The sequence below is a fragment of the Williamsia phyllosphaerae genome (genome assembly GCF_014635305.1).
Classification (GTDB): Bacteria; Actinomycetota; Actinomycetes; order Mycobacteriales; family Mycobacteriaceae; genus Williamsia_A; species Williamsia_A phyllosphaerae.
The window spans coordinates 475722-494009 of sequence record NZ_BMCS01000002.1 but is presented as its reverse complement, the minus strand read 5'-3'; the positions used below and the strand labels follow the sequence as shown (position 1 = coordinate 494009).

Below are 18288 nucleotides of genomic sequence, written 5' to 3'. Positions count from 1 at the left end.
ACCGACTGATTACTGACGCGCGTATCAGCTTTGCACACGGGCGGGCCCCGGCGCGGCTCAGACCACTCCGTCGCGCCGCAGTTCCTCCAGCGCTTCGTCGTCGTGGCCGAGGAGGTCGACGTAGACCTCGGTGTTGTGGTGGCCCGGTGTCGCGGGCCCGGCACTGCGGACCAATCCGGGGGTGCCGCACATCAGCGGGACGATGCCTGCGCCCTTGACCGGCGCTCCGATGCGCTCGTCGTGGTGGTCGACGATCATGCCGCGGGCGATCAGCTGCGGGTCGGTGATCACCTCGGCGACGGTGTTGATCGGACCGACCACGACACCCGCGGCCGACAGGTCGGCGATCAGCGCGTCGCGATCCCGGGTGCGGGTCCAGTCGGCGATGAGGTCGTCGAGCTCGTCCTGGTTCTCGCCGCGGGCGCCGTGGGTCGCGTAGCGGGGGTGGGTCGCGAGCTCGGGCCGACCCATCACCGCGCAGAGTCGGCCGAACACGGTGTCCTGGTTGGCGCCGATCACGACCAGGGTCCCGTCGGCGGTCGGGTAGATGTTCGACGGGGCGATGCCGGCGAGCCGGGTGCCCGACGGTCCGCGGACCACCCCGCCCATGTCGTAGTCGGGGATCGTCGATTCCTGGATGGCGACGCAGGCCTCGTTGAGCGCGGTGTCGACGACCTGTCCCTCGCCGGTGACATTGCGCCGGTACAGCGCGGCGAGCGCGCCCTGCGCGGCGAACATGCCCGCGAGGGTGTCGCCGAGTGAGAGTGCGAGGCGCGGCGGCGGTTGATCGGGATAGCCGTTGAGATACCGGAGTCCGCTCACGGCCTCGGCGACCGAGGCGTAGCCGGCCTTGCCCGCGTCCGGTCCGGTCTGGCCGTATCCGGAGACGCGCACCAGGATGATGCCGCGATTGCGTTCCCGCAGAGTCTCGTACCCGAGGTCGAGGCGTTCGAGGGTGCCCGGCCGGAAGTTCTCCACGATGATGTCGGCAGTGTCGACGAGTTCGAGGAACAGCTCGCGCCCCCGCGGATCGCGGAGGTCGAGAGTGACCGCACGCTTGTTGCGGGCGTAGACCGTCCACAGGAACCGGTGGCCGTCGCGTTCGGCCTGTCCCCACGTGCGCAGCGGGTCCGGACGCCCGGGCGCCTCGATCTTGATGACGTCGGCGCCCATGTCGCCGAGCAGTCGCGCACCGAACGGACCCGCGATGAGGCTGCCCAGTTCGAGCACCCGGACACCGTCCAGAGCGCCGGTCGGTGCGGGCGGCGACGTCGGATCGTGGGGTTCGGCATCGGTCATGGTGCAAGGGTGCCACCGCGCCGCCCGGGGTCCGCTCGCACGCGCCGTTGGGGCGTCGTCACGGTCGGATCCGACACCGACGGTCAGACGTCCAGTGTTGACCGTAAATGCGTCACAGGTCACAGTGCAGCCATTACAGTGACGACGATCATGGCGGCGGAGGCGTCGCGAAGCAGGTGTGGGAAGCATCAAGAAAGCGGTGTGATGGCGGGATCGGTGGGAGTCTCCACGCGCGGTTCGTCCTCGACCGCCCGCGCGATCGACGCGCTGGTGTCGTCGATCGCCACGTTGGGTCGGCTCATCGAACTGACGATCACCTCACTGGTCCACCTGGTCCGCGACATCGTCACGCTGCGCCATCCCTGGCGCGAGACCCTCTCGCAGACCATCTTCTTCTCCGGTGTCGCAGGCATCCCCGCGGTGCTGGTCGCGATCCCGTTCGGTGTCATCCTCTCGGTGCAGGTCGGCAGCCTCACCCAGCAGCTCGGCGCCTCGTCTTTGGCGGGCGCGGCCGGCGCCCTGGGCATCCTGCAGCAGGGTGCGCCGATCGCCTCGGCCCTGCTGATCGGTGGTGCGGTCGGTTCGGCGATCGCCGCCGACCTCGGTGCCCGCACCGTGCGCGACGAGATCGACGCGATGCGCACGATGGGTATCGACCCGGCCCGTCGGGTGGTGGCGCCCCGTCTGCTCGCGGTCGTCCTCGTCGCACCGCTGGTGTGCATCGAGATCATCTTCGTCGGCGTGACCGCCGGCTACTTCATCAACGTGTCGTTCCAGGGCGGCGCGCCCGGCAGCTATCTCGGCGGGTTCGGCCAGTTCGCCGGGGTCGGCGACCTCGTGATCGCGGTCGGCAAGTCGATCCTGTTCGGCGTCGTGGTCGTCGCCATCGCCTGCCAACGCGGGCTCGAGGCCCGCGGCGGACCCCGCGGTGTCGCCGACGCGGTCAACGCCGCGGTGGTCCTCGGTGTCGTGGCCTCGTTCCTGCTCAATCTCGTCGTCACCCAGCTCGTCACCATGTTCGTCGGCAGGGCGGGCTGATGGTCGGTCTGCAGACCTACGCCCGGTCACGCCGATGGACGACGAGTCTCGGTCGTGCCGCCGAGGTCCCGGTGTCGGCCGTCGAACGCATCGGCCATCAGGTGCACTTCGTGTTCGACGTCCTGCGGTCGATCCCGCACGCGCTGCGCGTCTACCGCAGGCAGACCGGCGCGGTGCTGTCCGATCTCATGTGGGGATCGGGCGGGCTGATCGTCGGCGGCGGATCGGTCGTCGTACTGGTGGTGCTGGGGCTGTCGGTGGGCGGCTCCATCGGCATCGAGTCGTTCGCGACGTTGAAGCTCTTCGGGATCGGTCCGCTGACCGGATTTCTGTCGGCCTACGTCAACACCCGTGAGCTGGGACCGATCGTGGTGGCCATCGGGTTCGCAGCGCAGGCCGGGTGCCGCATGACCGCCGAGATCGGGTCGATGCGCATCTCCGAGGAGATCGACGCGCTGGAGGCGCAGGCGATCCGGCCCATCCCGTTCGTGGTCAGCACCCGGGTGATCGCCGGGATCGTCACCATCATCCCGCTGTTCCTGATCACCCTGATCCTCAGCTACCTGTCGTGTGCGTTCGTGGTCAACACCGTCAACGGTCAGTCGTCGGGTACCTACTACCACTACTTCAACGCGTTCCTCGCGCCGGTCGACATGCTGTTCTCGGTGATCAAGGCCGTGATCTTCGTGGTCGCGGTCATCCTCATCCACTGCTATCAGGGCTTCTACGCCAGCGGTGGACCCGAGGGGGTCGGGGTCGCCTCGGGACGTGCGATCAAGAACAGTTTCGTCATCATCGTCGTCCTCGACATGCTGCTGACGCTGATCTTCTGGGGTTCCGACGTCGGCTTCAGGTTCTCCGGCTGATGGCGTATCACGACCCCTCCGGACGCGGCCCCTCCCGCGTGGCGTTGCTGGGCCTCGGCGCGGCGACCCTCGTCGTCGCACTCGTGCTGGCCATCCCGCTCACCCTCTACGCCCGAGGCGATCTCGACACGACCGTGACGGTGTCGGCGGTCGCCGAGTCCGTCGGCGACGGGCTCGCCGCCGGCGGCGACGTGAAGTACCGCGGACTGATCGTCGGCCGGGTCGACGGGGTGACGGTGGCCGACGACGGCCGCCAGGAGATCACCATGTCGATCGACGCCGATCAGGCGTCGGCCATCCCCGATCAGGTGTCGGCGGCCTACGCGCCGTCGAACCTGTTGGGGGTGACCGGGATCGAACTGCAGGCGGCCGGCTCCCCGGCGGGTCCGGGGGCGCCCGGCGACGGCCTGCGTGACGGCGAACGGATCACCATCGGTGCGGACTCGACGAACGTGTCGGTGGCCGACCTGTTGCGACAGGTGGGCGAGATCTCGACGACCATCACCGGCGACGAGTTCACCCGCACCATCGACATCGCCGACAAGGTGGTCGCCGCGGTCCAGCCGCTCGTGCGGTCCGGGCTCGACCTGCTGACCCTCGCCGCGTCGCGGCAGCAGATGCCGCTCGCGGAGTTCTTCCGCATCCTCGGGCCGGCCAGTCGCGGCGTGGCCGACCTCGAGGGACCGTTCGACAGGGTGCTCATCAACCTCACCCGCTCGACCGCCGAGTACACCGATCCGCGGGTGGTCACCGGCGTCAAGGACTCGTTGTCGGGGTTGATCGGCACGGTCGGTGGTCTCGGCGGGCTGGTGGGCGACAACTACGACGGACTGGCCACCCTGCTCGACTTCCTCACCGTCACCGGATCGCCGCTCGGGCAGACCCTCCGGTCCATCCCGCCCGCGGTGACCGACGCACGGGAGCTGTTGGGCCGGTTGGAGAAGTCGATGCCCACCCAGAACGGCAAGGTAACCCTGCAGGTCGGGGTCGCGATCGCGCAGATGCCCCAGTTGGCGCCGTTCCTGCAGTCGTTGGCGCCCCCGGCGCCGCGCGCACCACGAGCCGGCGCCCCGAGAGCGGGTGGCCGATGAGGGTGCGGCGGATGTCGATCGTATGGCTGGCGTTGTTCGTGGTGGTGATGATCGGCGCGACGTGGGTCATCGTGCAGGCTTTGGCGCCGTCGGTCTCCGGCGATCAACGGACCGTGACCGCCGATTTCTCCGACGCGTCGGGCCTGTCGCCGGGCAACGACGTGCGACAGATGGGTGTCCGTGTGGGCCGGGTGTCGTCGGTGGAACTGCACGACGACGTCGCCCGGGTCACCTTCCGGATGCAGCGCTCGGTGCCGATGTTCGACAACACCGACATCGCCATCAGGTACCTGAACCTGGTGGGGGAGCGCTACCTCGACGTGTTCACCGACGGTCCGGGCAGCGGACGTGAGGACACCTCGGCGGTCATCCCGCGGGCTCGGACCATCCCGTCGTTCGACATCACCGCGCTGTTCAACGGACTCCGACCGGTGTTCAAGGTGCTCGACCCGGCCGAGATCAACGAGTTCACCGAGAACATCCTCGCCGTCGTGCAGGGTCGCGGCCCCGATCTCGGTTCCATCCTGGACAAACTGAACCAGGCCACCGCGCTGGTCGCCGACCGCTCGGAGATGGTCGCGGCCTTCGTCACCGGACTCGGCTCGGTGGCGAAGGAGATCGAGTACAAGTCGCCGCGCCTGAACGAACTGATCAGCCGGACCGGGGATGCGTTGGGCGCGTTGGCCACCGATCTCGACAAGACCGAGCAGTCGCTGACGATCGCGGCCAAGGCGCTCACCCCACTGCGGCTGGTGCTGTCGAGCCTCAACGACGTCTACTACGGCAACTACGCCGACATCGACCGGTTGCTGCGCAAGTACATCCCGGCGACGAACGACGCCTCCGACCTCCTCGCACGCATCCCCGGCGTCCTCGATTCGTTGCTGGCGTCGGTCAACTCGGCCACGAAGGCCTCCTACAGCTGCGGTCGGGGGCAGTCGGTGCCCGGACCGATCACCTCCGTACTGCTCGCCGGCGCACCGGTGGTGATCTGCCGATGAGAAGCGTGTTCGCCCATCGTGTACCGATCCGCCGCGACGCGGTCGCGGTGCGACGGCGCCAGGTGCTGTTCGGTCTCGGGGGCGTGGTGGTCATCGTGGTCGTCGCCGTGGTGGCCGGTCTGCTCTACGTCGTGCCGTTCGGATCGACGGACGTGACCGCGGAGTTCACCTCCAGCGGTCAGATCCGATCCGGCGACGAGGTGCGGGTCGCGGGAATACCGGTGGGGTCGGTGCAGTCGGTGGAGGTCGTCGGCGACCACGTCGAGATCACCTTCGACGTCGACGACTCGGTGAACCTGCGCGATCAGACCAGCGCCGACATCCGCCTGTCCACTGCGATCGGCGGTCACTACCTGGCCGTCACGCCGCAGGGCACCGAACCGCTCGACGGGCCGATCCCGCGTGATCGCACCTCCACCCCCTACGAGCTGACCGACGTCATCACCGATTCGGGCGCCGTGGTCGACAAGGTCGATGCCCAGACCGCGCGCGAGACCTTCGCGCAGGTGAACCTCGCGCTGCGCGGACGCTCGGACTCGGTGCGCGACATCATCTCCCAGGTCGCGCAGGTCACCACCACGCTCGGCGACCGTGACGACGACCTCGACCGCGCGATCGCCGTCACCGAGGAGTACATCGGCGCCCTGAACGACGGCCGCGCCAAGCTGCTGAACCTGCTGCGGTTGGTGGGCGTGATCGGCTACCGCTTCTACGAGTTCCGCGAGCAAGGTCTGGACACCGTGCGCGGTGTCGACGCACTGTTCGCGTTCCTGCAGCCGCCGGTCGAGGCCCTGTCGGGCACCATCGACCCGCAGATCGACAAGGTCAAGGCCATCGTCGACCGGGTGCGGACGACGCTGACCGGCTCCGGACCCGTCCTGGACAAACTGACCCAGATCGCGAACCAACTGGGGTCGGCGCTCGGGGTGTCAGGGTCCGCACCGACCCTCGACCTGTCGAAGACGGTCGTCGACGCACCCGCCCTGTGCATCCCGACACCGGATCGGCGGTGCTGACATGACGACCCCGTCGACCGTGTCCGCGAGTTCCGGGTGGCGCCGCTGGGCCACCCGCACCGTGATCGTCGCCGCCGTCATCGCGGTGATCGTCGCGACCGTGGCCGCGGTCCGTGCCTCCGACGACTCCTCGAACCGTTCCGGGTGCGCCATCATGTCCGACTCCATCGGGTTGTACGAGGGCAGCAACCTCACGCTGCTCGGCGTCACGATCGGCAGGGTGACCGGCGTGGCCCCCTCCGACGGGCATGTCCGCGTGAACTTCTCGATGGAATCCGACGTGACGCTCCCCGCGAACGTGTCGGCGGTGACCACGTCGGACTCCATCGTCACCGATCGACGCCTGGAGATCCCGACCAGCTATGTCGGCGGAGCGACCTTCGACACCGCGAACTGCATCCCACTCGAGCGCACCCGCACCCCCAAGAGCCTGAGCGAGGCGTTCTCCGCCTTCGACAAGCTCTCCGCGCAGCTGACCGATGTGGGTGGCCGCTCACCCGAACAACAGCAGGCCGTGCGCACGGCACTGGCCTCGGTCGACGACAGCCTCAAGGGAACGTCCGAGGACTTCAACCGCGCCGTCCGCGGACTCGGTGCGGCGCTCGGGGATCCGCAGCTGCGCGACACCCAGCTGCGATCACTGATCTCGAACGGTCAGCAGCTCGCCGACTTCTTCGTCCAGCGGTGGCCGGATGTGCAACTCGCGGTGGACAACCTGGGGAAGTTCGCCCAGGCGCTCGGCCAGCTGACCACCGAGCTGAACCCGGCGCTGGTCCGACTGACCTCGGTGGTGCCGAAACTCGCGTCTAACCTGCAGCGGTTCGACCCCATCCTGTTCACGCTGCTCGGCCTCATCACACCGCTGGTGGAGCTGCTGCCGACCGACCAGATCGTCGCGCTGCTCAAGTCGTTGCCGCCGGTGATGTCGGGGCTGGCTGCGATGGCGCAGGACAAGCAGGCCGGTCTCGCGATCAAGGTCGCCCCGCCGCGTGTGCGCGTGCCGGTGGCCTCGGCGGGCGCGACCTGCGCCGTCCTCAACCGTGTGCTGTCCGGGTCGTGCAGGCCGACGCCCGGTGCGGCCGGATCCGTGGACACCGAGCTGCTGCAGATGATCCTGGGATCGGGAGGCATCCGATGATCGCGGGTGGACGGCGGGTGCGCGTACGTCGCGCGGTGGTGGTGCTCGCGATGTTGTTGGTGGCGTGGCTGTCGGCGGCGTGCGGGATCCAGGTCACCGATCTGCCACTGCCCGGCACGCGCGTGTCGGGCGAGAGTCGTTCGCTGAGAATCGAGTTCAGCAACGTGTTGAACCTACCCGCCCGCAGCAAGGTGCTGTTGAACGGCACGAAGGTCGGGGTGCTGCGGTCGGTGGGTATCGGCGGGTCGGCGGCGTCACCGGTAGCGGTGGCGACCGTCGACCTCGAGAGCGATGTGGTCGTGCCCCAGGGCACCCGGGCCGCTCTCGAACAGTCGACCCTGCTCGGCGACATCTACATCTCGCTGACCCCGTCCGGTACCGGTGGTGGCGGCCGACTCGGTGACGGCGCCACGATCCCGGTGGCGCAGACCACGGTGACCCCGGCCGTCGAGGATCTGCTCGGCGGGATCGCGGCGCTGGCCAACGGCGGGACCCTGGAGAAGATCCAGCGGACCGTCGACAAGGCCAACACCGCGTTCCCGCAGAACCGGGCCGATCGCGACAAGGGCATCGAGACCTCGCGCGAGCTGATCGCCCGGATCGCGGAGAACTCGTCGTCGGTCGGTCAGCTCATCGACTCGCTCGGGATCCTGGGGCGGTCGGTGCAGACGCAGGGCAAGGATCTCGGTTTCGCGCTCGACGTGGGCCCCGAACGCATCGGCGGGGCACTGGTGTCGTTCGTCGGGTTCGCCCAGGTGTTGACGTCGTTGGGATTTCAGCTGACGAAGGTGTCGGATCTGTTCGGGCCGCGGTACAAGCAGCTGGTCGGCCTGATCACCACGGCGAACCCGTTGGTCGACCTGGCGGTGTCGCTGGACGCGTCGGCGCCGTCGGACATCGCCCGGCTCGATGATCTGGTGAGCAACAAGATATTGCCGCTGCTGGCGAGCCCGTCGGTGAACATCGTCGACATCACCTCACCGCGCGGGCTGTCGACGCCGGCGGCGTCAAACGATCAGATCCGCACCGTCGCATCGACTCTGCGGATGATCGGGGCCATGCGATGAGGATCGGTGTGCGCACCTCGCTGGTGCTGCTGGTGGTGGTGTCGGTCGCGTTGGCCGCCTACCTCGGTGTCGGCATCCTGAAGCTGAAACCGTTCGCGGCCACCGAGACCGTGACCGTCGAACTGGCGTCCTCGGGTGGGCTGCTGCCGCGGTCGCGGGTGTTGTACAACGGCATCGAGGTCGGCCACGTCACCGACATCGCCGTGCGGCCGGAGGGTTTGCGGGCCACGCTGTCGATCGAGTCCGAGTACGACATCCCGGCCACCGCGCAGGTCACCGTGGCGAACCTCTCGCTCGTCGGCGAGCAGTACCTTGATTTCAGTTCGACGCAGGCCGGTGGGCCGTACATCCGCGACGGCGCGGTGTTGAGCCGCAACGTGGTGACGCAGGCGACCGTGGGGGAAACGCTGACGAACCTCCAGCGGCTGGTCGGGCAGATCGATCCGCAGCGACTCACGAGCATCGCGAACACGATCAACGCCGGGTGGCTGGGTCGCGAGGACGACATCACGAAGCTCGGCGAGTTCTCGAACCGGTTCTCGCGCAACGTCACCACGCAGCGCACCGAGTTCTCGGATCTGTTCGACACCGCACAGGAGTTCGTGCGCAAGGCCGACGGCATCGGACCGAAGCTGTCGGCCGGGTCGCGGGAACTGGCCGCGGGACAGAAGTCGTTCACCGAACTGTTCGCGCTCTTCCCGGGGTTGGCCCGGGCGACGAACGGTGCGGTCGCATGGAGCCAGGTGATCAACCCGTTCGTGACGAAGCTCAGCGACTACCTGCAGCGCATCCTGCCGAAGGTGACGCCGCCGCTGGCCGTGCTGCTGCCCCTGATCCGCCAGATCGCCCCGGTCACCCAGATCGACATCGCGTCGTTCGTCCAGCGCGGTCTGCAGATCGTCGACGAGAACGGAGTCGTCCGATTCCGTGTGGCCACCAAGTAAGGTCACTCCGCGGATCGGCGGAGTGCGATCGTGTTCGAGAGATGAGTTCGAGGAGATGACGACCGATGTCGGATGAGGACAGCGCGGGCACCGAGTTCTCCGGACTCGACGGCCGACCGCGCAGCACACCGGCCGACAGGTCCGAACCGGTGGAGAAGCCCGAGCCGGTAGCGAAACTCGAGCCCGCCGACGAGCCCGAGACCGTGGAGAAGGCTGAGCCGACCGCGAAAGCCGCGGCCAGGAGGCCCGCATCGACCGCGAAACCCGTGGCACCGCAGCCCGCGTCGGCCGAGAAGGCCGGGTCGACGTCGCGACGGGGTTTGCTGATCACCGCGGCGGTGCTGGTGGTCGTCCTCGCGGTGGCGACCGGTGTGGCCGTGTTCTCGGCCCTGGGGTATCGCGACGACTATCGGGATCTGCAGGCGCAGAACTCGCAGGCGCAGCGGGCGAAAGACGTTGCCAGCGACTACGCGGTGAAGGCGGCCGAGATCGACCACCGGAACTTCGATCCGTGGTTCGCGGCTCTGAAAACCGGTGTCGACGACGCCATGGTCAAGCAGTTCACCGACACCGAGCCGGTGTTGCGCCAACTGCTGGGTCAGCTGCAGTGGGTGTCGAAGGGGACCCTGGTGGGCAGCGACATCAAGTCGCAGAACGACGGCAAGTACGTGGTGCAGGTCTTCGTCGACGTTCAGGTCACCAACGTCCAGTCGCCCGGTGGCGTGAAAACCACGGCGCTGTACCCGATCACGGTCGACAAGAACAAGAACTGGGCCATCACAGACATCAGCGGAGGGGTCGCGCCACTGGCGACCAAGTGATCGCGCCGTCGGGTCGCGACCGGGGGCCGGGCACAATGACGCGGTGACCGCCGCAACCTTCGTGATGCTCATCGTCGCGGGGTTCGCCTCGGGACTGGTCGGGTACGTGACCGGTCTGGCGTCGATCGTCAGCTATCCCGCGCTGCTGTTCGCGGGGCTGAGCCCGCTGCAGGCCAACGTCACCAACACCGTCGCGCTGGTCCCGGTCGGGATCGGCAGCAGTGCCCAGTCGGGGAAGGCGCTGCTCACCGACAAGCGCAGCCTCATCCGGCTCGGCATCCTGTCCGCGCTCGGCGGGGTCGTCGGCGCGGCGATCCTGCTGGTCTCGCCGGCCGAGTCGTTCGAGGTGGTGGTCCCGTACCTGGTCGCGTTCGCCTCCGTCGCGGTGCTGGCCCAGCCGTTCCTCCGACGCCTGGCCGGGCACCGCGAGATGCCCCGGAGCTTCGAGGCCGGGATCTTCGCGGTGTCGATCTACGGCGGCTACTTCGGTGCGGGGGCCGGCGTCATCTTCCTGGCGCTGTCGTTGGTGTTGACGGCCAACCCGCTCTGGCGGGCGTCGCTGCTGAAGTCTGCGCTGCTGGGCATCAGCAACCTCGTCGCGGCGCTGATCTTCACGGTGACGGGCCCGGTGCACTGGACCGCGGCGCTCGCGATGGGCATCGGCTGCCTGGCCGGAGGGTGGTTCGGTCCGCCGATCGTCCGCCGGCTCCCGCCCACACCCCTGCGTATCGCCATCGGCATCGCCGGCCTGGGCCTCGCCGTGTGGCTCGCCGTCCGCTGACCCGATCAGTTCCCGCGACACCGCTCGACTCCCGCGACAGGGATCCCCGTCGCGGGAGTCGATTTATGTCGCGGGAAGCGGCGGTCACATCAAGCCCAGCCGGTGTAGCCACGGCGCCACGATCCCGACGACGCGGCGTCGCTCGAGGTCCGACCACACCCAGCGCAGGACCATCGAGCCGTCCCACCTCAGCAGGTCCTCGCGAGCTTTCTCGTCGGCCACGACGTCGACGACGGTCTGCCCCGGTCGTAGCAGGCGCCCGTATTTGATGTGGCCGTCGAACTCGCCGACCAGCTGTCGGTCCCAGTCGAAGTCGGGGATCACGCGTCGCCCTCGGATCACCCGGGCGTCTTGCAGCCTGGGTAGAGGCAACCGGGCGGTGATCATCTGCGCCCGACTCCACGATTCGCCCACGCTCTCAGAGTTGCGATCGGCCATCGACAGCGCAATCCGTGCCGTCGAGACGCCCTGTCGTCGACGACGAGCCAGGATCTCGCCGATCGCGTCACGGTCGGCACCCGCCCGCAGTGCCGAATCCAACACGACCAGTGCGCGGTCGAAGTCAGCCATGCAGGCGACGTCGGCTGCGGTGCGCTCCAGCGAGGTCACCGCCACCCCGTCGACGATGACCACGTCGTCCGCATCGAGCAGACCGCTGTGGATGTGCCGCGTCGGGTGGATCCGACCACCTGATCTGCTGCCAGAGCTCACATCGATCCTGCTCAGATCGGGTTTGAGCATCCGCAGGCCGTGTAGAACGGCAGCCGATCGATGACTGACCGTCAACAGGTGATGCTCCGTCGCCAGTATCTCGAGTCGGTGCATCGACTCGGGTGTGCGTTCCACGCCGGCCGCGTAGACGCCGGGACGCAACCGGATGAGCTCGCCACTGCGGACTCTCGACATGAGGTGGCGGTCGGTCACACCGGCGGCCTGGGCATCGGTGCGGCGGAGCAAACGGTCGGGGTCGTCGGGCGTCGTCGTCACGTCTGTTGGACGCAGAAGGAGCGAGTTCGGATCCGTAGACGCTCGCGCGACATCACTCGACTCCCGCGACAGAGATCGCCGTCGCGGGAGTCGAATCGTGTCGCGGGAAAGGGCGGGCGAGCAGGGGGTCTCGAGCACCTTTGAGTGCGCACCATCGCAAACCCTCGTAGCGTGGAGTACGTGACGTCTCCTCAGACCGCCCATCCCGCAGCCCGCACCCTTGGTGAACTGCGCGCATCGGGCCACGTTCAGCGCTCCATCAAGGACGAGATCCGCAACAACCTGCTCACCGCTCTGCGGTCGGGCACCAACCCCTGGCCGGGCATCGTCGGCTTCGAGACGACGGTGATCCCGCAGCTCGAACGCGCTCTGCTGGCCGGCCACGACGTGGTCATGCTCGGCGAGCGTGGGCAGGGCAAGACCCGACTGCTGCGCACCCTGGTCGGCCTGCTCGACGAGTGGACGCCGGTCATCGAGGGCGCCGAACTCAACGAGCACCCCTACGAACCCATCACCCCCGCCTCGATCCGTCGGGCCGCGGCCTCGCTCGACGACCTGCCGATCGAGTGGAAGCACCGCTCGGAGCGCTACGCCGAGAAGCTGGCCACCCCCGACACCTCGGTCGGCGACCTCGTCGGCGACGTCGACCCGATGAAGGTGGCCGAGGGCCGCAGCCTCGGCGACCCGGAGACCATCCACTTCGGACTCATCCCGCGCGCACACCGTGGCATCGTCGCGATCAACGAGCTCCCCGACCTCGCCGAGCGCATCCAGGTGTCGATGCTCAACGTGATGGAGGAGCGCGACATCCAGGTCCGCGGTTACTCGCTGCGCCTCCCGCTCGACGTGATGCTGATGGCCAGCGCCAACCCGGAGGACTACACCAACCGCGGCCGCATCATCACCCCGCTCAAGGATCGCTTCGGCGCCGAGATCCGCACGCACTACCCGCTCGACCTCGACGACGAGACCGCCGTCATCGAGCAGGAGGCCGACCTGGTCGCCACCGTGCCCACCTTCATCCTCGAGATCCTGGCGCGGTTCACCCGGTACGTCCGCGATCACCCGTCGATCGACCAGCGCTCCGGCGTCTCCGCCCGGTTCGCGATCGCCGGTGCCGAGACCGTCGCCGCGGCCGCGCTGCATCGCGCCGCGATCGTCGGCGAGGAGTCGGCCGTCGCCCGCGTCGTCGATCTCGAGTCGGTCATCGAGGTCCTGCGCGGCAAGGTCGAGTTCGAGTCGGGCGAGGAGGGGCGTGAGATGGAGATCCTCGAGCACCTGCTGCGCAAGGCCACCGCCGACACCGTGCGCGCCCACCTCGCCGGCATCGACATGGCCGCGCTGGTCACGGCACTCGAGTCCGGCGAGCCGATCGTCACCGGCGACCGCGTCACCGCCAAGGAACTGCTGACCTCGATCCCGTCGCCGGATTCCACCGGACCGGTGGTCGACGCCATCGCCGAGCGCCTCGAGGCGACCGACGACGGAGAACGCGCCAGCGCACTCGAACTCGCGCTGGAGGGGCTGTTCCTGGCCCGCCGCATCGGCAAGGAGGCCGATGACTCCGGTCAGACCATCTACGGCTGACCGCGTTCGGCACACAACGATCGCAGTGAATCTCGACGGACGGGGGGTCTGATGGCCCGCAACAAGTTCCACCGCTCGCGGTATCGCCGGTACACCGGCGGTCCTGACCCGTTGGCGCCTCCGGTCGATCTCCGCGAGGCGCTCGACGAGATCGGCGCCGACGTGATGGCCGGGGTGTCGCCGCAGCGCGCCATGCGCGAGTACCTGCGGCGCGGCACGAAGGACATGCGCGGTCTCGACAAGCTGCGCGAGGAGATCAACCGCAAACGTCAGGAACTGCTCAAGAAGCGCAACCTCGACGGCACCTTCGCCGAGGTGAAGGAGTTGCTCGACAAAGCCGTTCTCGCCGAACGCAAGCAGCTCGCCCGCGACCTCGACGACGATGCCCGTTTCGCCGAGATGCAGATCGAGAACCTGTCCCCGTCGACCGCGCAGGCCGTGCAGGAGCTCGCGAACTACGAGTTCCGCAGCCCGGAGGCCAAGGCCGACTACGACAAGATCAAGGACCTGCTCGGCCGCGAGATGCTCGATCAGCGTTTCGAGGGCATGAAGCAGGCCCTCGAGGGCGCGACCGACGAGGACCGTCAGGCCATCACCGAGATGCTCGCCGACCTCAACGAGCTTCTCGCCGCGCACAATCGGGGTGAGGACACCACCGAGAAGTTCGACGACTTCATGGGCAAGCACGGCCAGCATTTCCCGGACAACCCGCAGTCGACCGAAGAGCTCATCGACTCGCTGGCCAAGCGTGCGGCGGCCGCACAGGCGTTCTACAACTCACTCTCGCCGGAGCAGCGGGCCGAACTCGACCAGCTCTCGCAGCAGGCGTTCGGTTCCCCGGACCTGATGAATCAGCTCGGACAGATGGACTCCCAGTTGCGGGAGGCCCGTCCCGACCTCGGTTGGGGTGAGTCCCAGCAGTTCGAGGGTCAAGAGGGCATGGGGATGGGTGAGGGCGTCGGCGCCCTCCAGGACCTCGCCGAGTTGGAATCGTTGTCCGAGCAGCTGTCGCAGCAGTACAACGGCTCTCAGATGGAGGACATCGACCTCGAGGCGTTGGCCCGGCAGCTCGGCAACGAGGCCGCCGTCGATGCGCGCACGCTCGCCGAACTGGAGAAGGCACTCAGCGAACAAGGGCTGTTCCATCGCGATTCCGACGGCGCACTGCGGCTGTCGCCCAAGGCGATGCGTCAGCTCGGCCAGTCCATCTTCCGTGACATCGCCGATCAGTTGTCCGGGCGCGGCGGCGACCGACAGACCCGCCGCAACGGCGCCACCGGTGAGGCCACCGGATCGACGCGCGAGTGGGAGTTCGGCGACACCGAGCCGTGGGACGTCACCGCCACCGTCGGCAACGCGGTGCGACGCACGATCACCGAGAGCCCCGACAAGGCCACCGTCACCGGTGATCTCGCGCGCAACGGCGTGCGGATCGACGTCCGCGACGTCGAGGTCTCCGAGACCGAGGCGCGGACGCAGGCCGCGGTGGTCCTGCTCGTCGACACCTCCTTCTCGATGGAGATGGAGGGTCGCTGGACGCCGATGAAGCGCACGGCCGTCGCGCTGAATCATCTGATCAGCACGCGATTCCGCAGCGACGAGCTCAAGCTTATCGCCTTCGGGCGGCACGCCCGCAGCATCGACATCGCCGAGTTGACCGGCCTCGAGCCGCGCATGGAGCAGGGCACCAACCTGCACCACGCGCTGCTGCTGGCGGGCAAGCACCTCCGCAAACACCCCAACGCGCAGCCGGTCGTCCTCATCGTCACCGACGGTGAGCCGACCGCGCACCTCGAGCCCGACGGGGAGGCGTTCTTTTACTACCCGCCGCACCCGGCCACGCTGGCGATGACGGTGCGGGAACTCGACAACGTCGCTCGAATGGGAGCCCAGGTCACCATCTTCCGGCTCGGCGACGACCCGAGCCTGGAGCGGTTCGTCGACCAGATCGCACGCCGGATCGGCGGGCGGGTCGTGGCGCCAGACCTCGACGGGCTCGGTGCGGCGGTGGTTGGCGACTACCTCAGCTCGCGACGGGGTCGTCGGCGGTAGTGGCCGGCGGGAAGATCCGGGTCGGCACGTCCGGGTGGGTCTACCCGCCGTGGCGTGGCACGTTCTATCCGCCGAAGCTGCCGCAGCGTCGCGAACTCGAGCACCTGTCGTCGACGTTGAACTCGGTCGAGATCAACGGGTCGTTCTACGCGTTGCAGAAGCCGGACTCGTTCCGGAAGTGGTTCGGCCAGACCCCGGATGACTTCGAGTTCTCGGTCAAGGGACCGCGTTTCATCACGCACATGAAGAAGCTGGTCGACGTCGAGACGCCGTTGGCGAACTTCTTCGCCTCGGGCATCCTCGCGCTGGAACACAAGTTGGGTCCCGTGCTGTGGCAACTCCCACCGACCATGCCGTTCGATCGCGATGTGCTGCAACGGTTCCTCGCGCAGCTGCCGACGACCACCGCCGACGCGGCTCGGATGGCGGCCCACCACGACGCGCGTCTCGACGGTCGGTCGCTGACCACCACCGACACCGACCGCCCGGTGCGACACGCTCTGGAGGTGCGTCACCCGAGCTTCGTCGACTCCGACGTCGCCGACGTTCTGCGGGATGCGGGTGTCGCTCTGGTGCATGCCGATTCGGCCGGGAAATTCCCGGTCATCGACGAGGTCACCGCCGACTTCACCTACGCCCGCCTCCACGGTGACGCCGAACTGTACGTCAGCGGCTACACCGACGACGCCCTCGACACCTGGGCGAAGCGCTTCGGTACCCGTGCGCGAACCGGTGACGTCTACGTCTATTTCGACAACGACGCGAAGGTCCGCGCGCCGGTCGACGCGCGCGGGCTGCTCGACCGTCTGACCTGACGTCGGGGCGTCACTTCTTCGTGAACGAGATCCGCTTGCGTTCGACCTCGACACCGCCCATGAGCGCCAGACCGACGACCTTGATGGTGGGTGCACCGGGACGCCCACGGCCGGCGGCCTTGTGAGAGAAGCCGCCCATGAGGCCCAGACCACTGATCTCGACGGTGGCGTCCTCCGGGACCAGCACCTCGATGCCGCCCATGATCGCGAACGCCCGCACGGTCAGTGTCGGTTCCGTGAACTCGACTCTGCGCAGATCGATTTCCGCGCCTCCCATCAGCGCGAACACCTGGAGTTCCGAACCCACGGGGACGTTGCCGACGAGATCGGTTCCGCTCATCACCGCGATCTTGGTGGTGACGGGCGACGTCGACGCCCCCGAAGTCATCGAATAGGCGGCCGCGTCGAGATCGATGACATCCGGCGACGGACCACCCGCGCGGGCGATGTCGGACACCGGAAGATCGTCGGTGAGGGCGTCGAGTTCGCCGAACGTCGACGCGGCCACCGCACTCGACGCCCTGGTCTCGTACTCGGTGGGGGAGAGGTGTCCCTGGGTCATCGCGGCGGCGAGGATGTCGTGCACCAGCGACCGATCGGCGTCGGAGGCGCGCAACCGGGCACGCCCGTTGTCGGGCGTGGGGGACAGCGAATCGGTCATGTGACCGACGGTAACGAATTTCCGCCGCCGGCGACACGACAAATGTCATGAACCGCTCGGGTCCGACGGAAATCGTCCGACTGCAGCGCCGCCTCCGGCACAGTGCCCGAGGTGAGTCTGTGGACGGACGATTTCAGTCGCGTCAGGCCAGGAGCAGCGCGATGAGCGCGATCGCCGGAATCGACGCGACGGTGGTCACCAGCGCGGTGTCACGGGCGAGCACCACACCGCGCTGGTACCGCGACGCGTAGACCAGCACGTTCTGCGCGGTGGGGAGCGCAGCGATGACGACCTGCGCGAACAGGCTGTGCCCCCGCTCGTCGAACACGAAGTAGGCGAGCGCGAATACGAGCAGCGGCTGCACCACCATCTTCAGCACCGACGCCAGCGCGACGTCACGGCGCGGACTCTCGCCCTTGCGCAGCACGGTCACCCCGGTCAGGGACAGTCCGAACGCGAGCAACGCACCCGGGACCGAGGCATCACCGAGCATGGAGATCGGTTCGAGCACCGCGTGCGGGAGCGTCACGCCGGTCACCGACAGGATCAGCCCGGCCACGCCGCCGAGCACGATCGGGTTGGTCAACGGTGCGACGACGGTGTCGCGCAGGGTGATCCGGCCCGTGCCTCCGCGCAGCGCGGTGAGGTCGAGGGCGGTCAGCGCGAGCGGCGAGTAGATCATGATCTGGAACAGCAGCAGCGGCGCGACGAACGACGCGTCGTCGAGGACGAAGATCGCGATCGGGATGCCGAGGTTGGCGCTGTTGACGTACGACGACGACAGCGCGCCGATCGTCGCCTCCGGGATCTCCCGGTGCAGGACGGTGCGCGCGAGCACGAAGTAGATCAACCCCACCACCAGCGCGCTGCCGCCGGCGATGACGAGTGTCGGGGAGAAGATCACCGACAGGTCGGTGGTGGCCAGCGAGTTGAACAGCAGCGCCGGGGTGAGGACGAAGAAGACCAGCCGGGAGAGCACCTGTTGGGCGTCGGGTCCGAGGACGCCGGTGCGGCCCAACGCATACCCCACCGCGATCACGATGAAGATGACGGTGAATCCCTGGACGACTCCGGACACCCGTGGAGTCTAGAGGTCGGTCGCGGGGCGGCCTGACCAGTGCGGG

Annotated in this window: 17 protein-coding genes; 13 read left to right on the top strand and 4 right to left on the bottom strand. The window is 68.2% G+C overall.

Annotated elements, in window-relative coordinates:
• Positions 1-57 precede the first annotated feature (57 nt).
• Entirely contained in the window at positions 58-1299 is a 1242-nt protein-coding gene (locus IEV93_RS16245; RefSeq protein WP_188491003.1) for a CaiB/BaiF CoA transferase family protein, read from the bottom strand.
• Between the two features lie 204 nt (positions 1300-1503).
• Here IEV93_RS16245 and IEV93_RS16240 point away from each other — a divergent pair, with 204 nt between their 5' ends.
• The 10 genes from IEV93_RS16240 (at position 1504) to IEV93_RS16195 (ending at position 11062) form a co-directional block, all read left to right on the top strand.
• Positions 1504-2337 (top strand): MlaE family ABC transporter permease, encoded by an 834-nt coding sequence (locus IEV93_RS16240; protein WP_371873852.1) that lies wholly within the window; start codon positions 1504-1506, stop codon positions 2335-2337.
• A complete protein-coding gene (locus IEV93_RS16235; RefSeq protein WP_188491001.1) occupies positions 2337-3203 on the top strand; it encodes an ABC transporter permease in 867 nt (288 codons plus the stop codon). Before IEV93_RS16240 ends, IEV93_RS16235 begins: the two co-directional genes overlap by 1 nt.
• Entirely contained in the window at positions 3203-4294 is a 1092-nt protein-coding gene (locus tag IEV93_RS16230; protein WP_188491000.1) for an MlaD family protein, read from the top strand. Before IEV93_RS16235 ends, IEV93_RS16230 begins: the two co-directional genes overlap by 1 nt.
• An 11-nt stretch (positions 4295-4305) precedes the next feature.
• The gene (locus IEV93_RS16225; protein ID WP_229705238.1) at positions 4306-5295 is read left to right on the top strand and encodes an MlaD family protein; all 990 of its coding nucleotides are present in this window, start codon (positions 4306-4308) and stop codon (positions 5293-5295) included.
• Positions 5292-6311, top strand: coding sequence for an MlaD family protein (locus tag IEV93_RS16220; protein ID WP_188490998.1), 1020 nt, complete (start codon positions 5292-5294; stop codon positions 6309-6311). Before IEV93_RS16225 ends, IEV93_RS16220 begins: the two co-directional genes overlap by 4 nt.
• 1 nt (position 6312) lies before the next feature.
• Complete coding sequence (locus IEV93_RS16215) at positions 6313-7449, top strand: MlaD family protein (RefSeq protein ID WP_188490997.1); 1137 nt, start codon at positions 6313-6315, stop codon at positions 7447-7449.
• Positions 7446-8516, top strand: coding sequence for an MlaD family protein (locus IEV93_RS16210; protein ID WP_188490996.1), 1071 nt, complete (start codon positions 7446-7448; stop codon positions 8514-8516). The genes IEV93_RS16215 and IEV93_RS16210 overlap by 4 nt, the downstream gene beginning before the upstream one ends.
• The gene (locus IEV93_RS16205; RefSeq protein WP_188490995.1) at positions 8513-9460 is read left to right on the top strand and encodes an MlaD family protein; all 948 of its coding nucleotides are present in this window, start codon (positions 8513-8515) and stop codon (positions 9458-9460) included. The genes IEV93_RS16210 and IEV93_RS16205 overlap by 4 nt, the downstream gene beginning before the upstream one ends.
• A 65-nt stretch (positions 9461-9525) precedes the next feature.
• Positions 9526-10281: a hypothetical protein gene (locus IEV93_RS16200; RefSeq protein WP_229705237.1), complete on the top strand. Its 756-nt coding sequence runs from the start codon at positions 9526-9528 to the stop codon at positions 10279-10281.
• A gap of 64 nt (positions 10282-10345) precedes the next feature.
• Positions 10346-11062 carry a sulfite exporter TauE/SafE family protein gene (locus tag IEV93_RS16195; RefSeq protein ID WP_188491672.1) on the top strand — a complete coding sequence of 239 codons (717 nt, stop codon included), beginning with the start codon at positions 10346-10348 and terminating at the stop codon, positions 11060-11062.
• A gap of 84 nt (positions 11063-11146) precedes the next feature.
• Here the strand turns inward: IEV93_RS16195 and IEV93_RS16190 are convergent, their stop codons facing one another.
• Positions 11147-12049, bottom strand: coding sequence for a type IV toxin-antitoxin system AbiEi family antitoxin domain-containing protein (locus IEV93_RS16190; RefSeq protein WP_229705236.1), 903 nt, complete (start codon positions 12047-12049; stop codon positions 11147-11149).
• A gap of 171 nt (positions 12050-12220) precedes the next feature.
• Between IEV93_RS16190 and IEV93_RS16185 the strand changes: the two genes are divergently transcribed.
• Genes IEV93_RS16185 through IEV93_RS16175 form a run of 3 tightly spaced genes read left to right on the top strand, consistent with a single transcriptional unit; the run spans position 12221 to position 16503 of the window.
• Positions 12221-13636 (top strand): sigma 54-interacting transcriptional regulator, encoded by a 1416-nt coding sequence (locus IEV93_RS16185; RefSeq protein ID WP_371873851.1) that lies wholly within the window; start codon positions 12221-12223, stop codon positions 13634-13636.
• Positions 13637-13687: 51 nt separating this feature from the next.
• The gene (locus tag IEV93_RS16180; RefSeq protein ID WP_188490993.1) at positions 13688-15688 is read left to right on the top strand and encodes a vWA domain-containing protein; all 2001 of its coding nucleotides are present in this window, start codon (positions 13688-13690) and stop codon (positions 15686-15688) included.
• Positions 15688-16503: a DUF72 domain-containing protein gene (locus IEV93_RS16175; protein ID WP_188490992.1), complete on the top strand. Its 816-nt coding sequence runs from the start codon at positions 15688-15690 to the stop codon at positions 16501-16503. Before IEV93_RS16180 ends, IEV93_RS16175 begins: the two co-directional genes overlap by 1 nt.
• Before the next feature lie 10 nt (positions 16504-16513).
• On the opposite strand, the gene IEV93_RS16170 is transcribed toward IEV93_RS16175, so the two are convergent.
• Both IEV93_RS16170 and IEV93_RS16165 read right to left on the bottom strand, forming a co-directional pair.
• Positions 16514-17164 (bottom strand): DUF1707 SHOCT-like domain-containing protein, encoded by a 651-nt coding sequence (locus IEV93_RS16170; RefSeq protein ID WP_188490991.1) that lies wholly within the window; start codon positions 17162-17164, stop codon positions 16514-16516.
• A 142-nt stretch (positions 17165-17306) separates the two neighbouring features.
• Complete coding sequence (locus IEV93_RS16165; RefSeq protein WP_188490990.1) at positions 17307-18242, bottom strand: AEC family transporter; 936 nt, start codon at positions 18240-18242, stop codon at positions 17307-17309.
• Between the last annotated feature and the right edge of the window lie 46 nt (positions 18243-18288).

Bases quoted from the DNA above. Each gene is read 5' to 3' on its own strand.
- IEV93_RS16200 (WP_229705237.1), top strand. From the start codon at position 9,526: ATGTCGGATGAGGACAGCGCGGGCACCGAGTTCTCCGGACTCGACGGC.
- IEV93_RS16240 (WP_371873852.1), top strand. From the start codon at position 1,504: ATGGCGGGATCGGTGGGAGTCTCCACGCGCGGTTCGTCCTCGACCGCC.
- IEV93_RS16225 (WP_229705238.1), top strand. From the start codon at position 4,306: ATGTCGATCGTATGGCTGGCGTTGTTCGTGGTGGTGATGATCGGCGCG.
- IEV93_RS16210 (WP_188490996.1), top strand. From the start codon at position 7,446: ATGATCGCGGGTGGACGGCGGGTGCGCGTACGTCGCGCGGTGGTGGTG.
- IEV93_RS16195 (WP_188491672.1), top strand. From the start codon at position 10,346: ATGCTCATCGTCGCGGGGTTCGCCTCGGGACTGGTCGGGTACGTGACC.
- IEV93_RS16170 (WP_188490991.1), bottom strand. From the start codon at position 17,164: ATGACCGATTCGCTGTCCCCCACGCCCGACAACGGGCGTGCCCGGTTG.
- IEV93_RS16215 (WP_188490997.1), top strand. From the start codon at position 6,313: ATGACGACCCCGTCGACCGTGTCCGCGAGTTCCGGGTGGCGCCGCTGG.
- IEV93_RS16220 (WP_188490998.1), top strand. From the start codon at position 5,292: ATGAGAAGCGTGTTCGCCCATCGTGTACCGATCCGCCGCGACGCGGTC.
- IEV93_RS16205 (WP_188490995.1), top strand. From the start codon at position 8,513: ATGAGGATCGGTGTGCGCACCTCGCTGGTGCTGCTGGTGGTGGTGTCG.
- IEV93_RS16230 (WP_188491000.1), top strand. From the start codon at position 3,203: ATGGCGTATCACGACCCCTCCGGACGCGGCCCCTCCCGCGTGGCGTTG.
- IEV93_RS16245 (WP_188491003.1), bottom strand. From the start codon at position 1,299: ATGACCGATGCCGAACCCCACGATCCGACGTCGCCGCCCGCACCGACC.
- IEV93_RS16235 (WP_188491001.1), top strand. From the start codon at position 2,337: ATGGTCGGTCTGCAGACCTACGCCCGGTCACGCCGATGGACGACGAGT.
- IEV93_RS16180 (WP_188490993.1), top strand. From the start codon at position 13,688: ATGGCCCGCAACAAGTTCCACCGCTCGCGGTATCGCCGGTACACCGGC.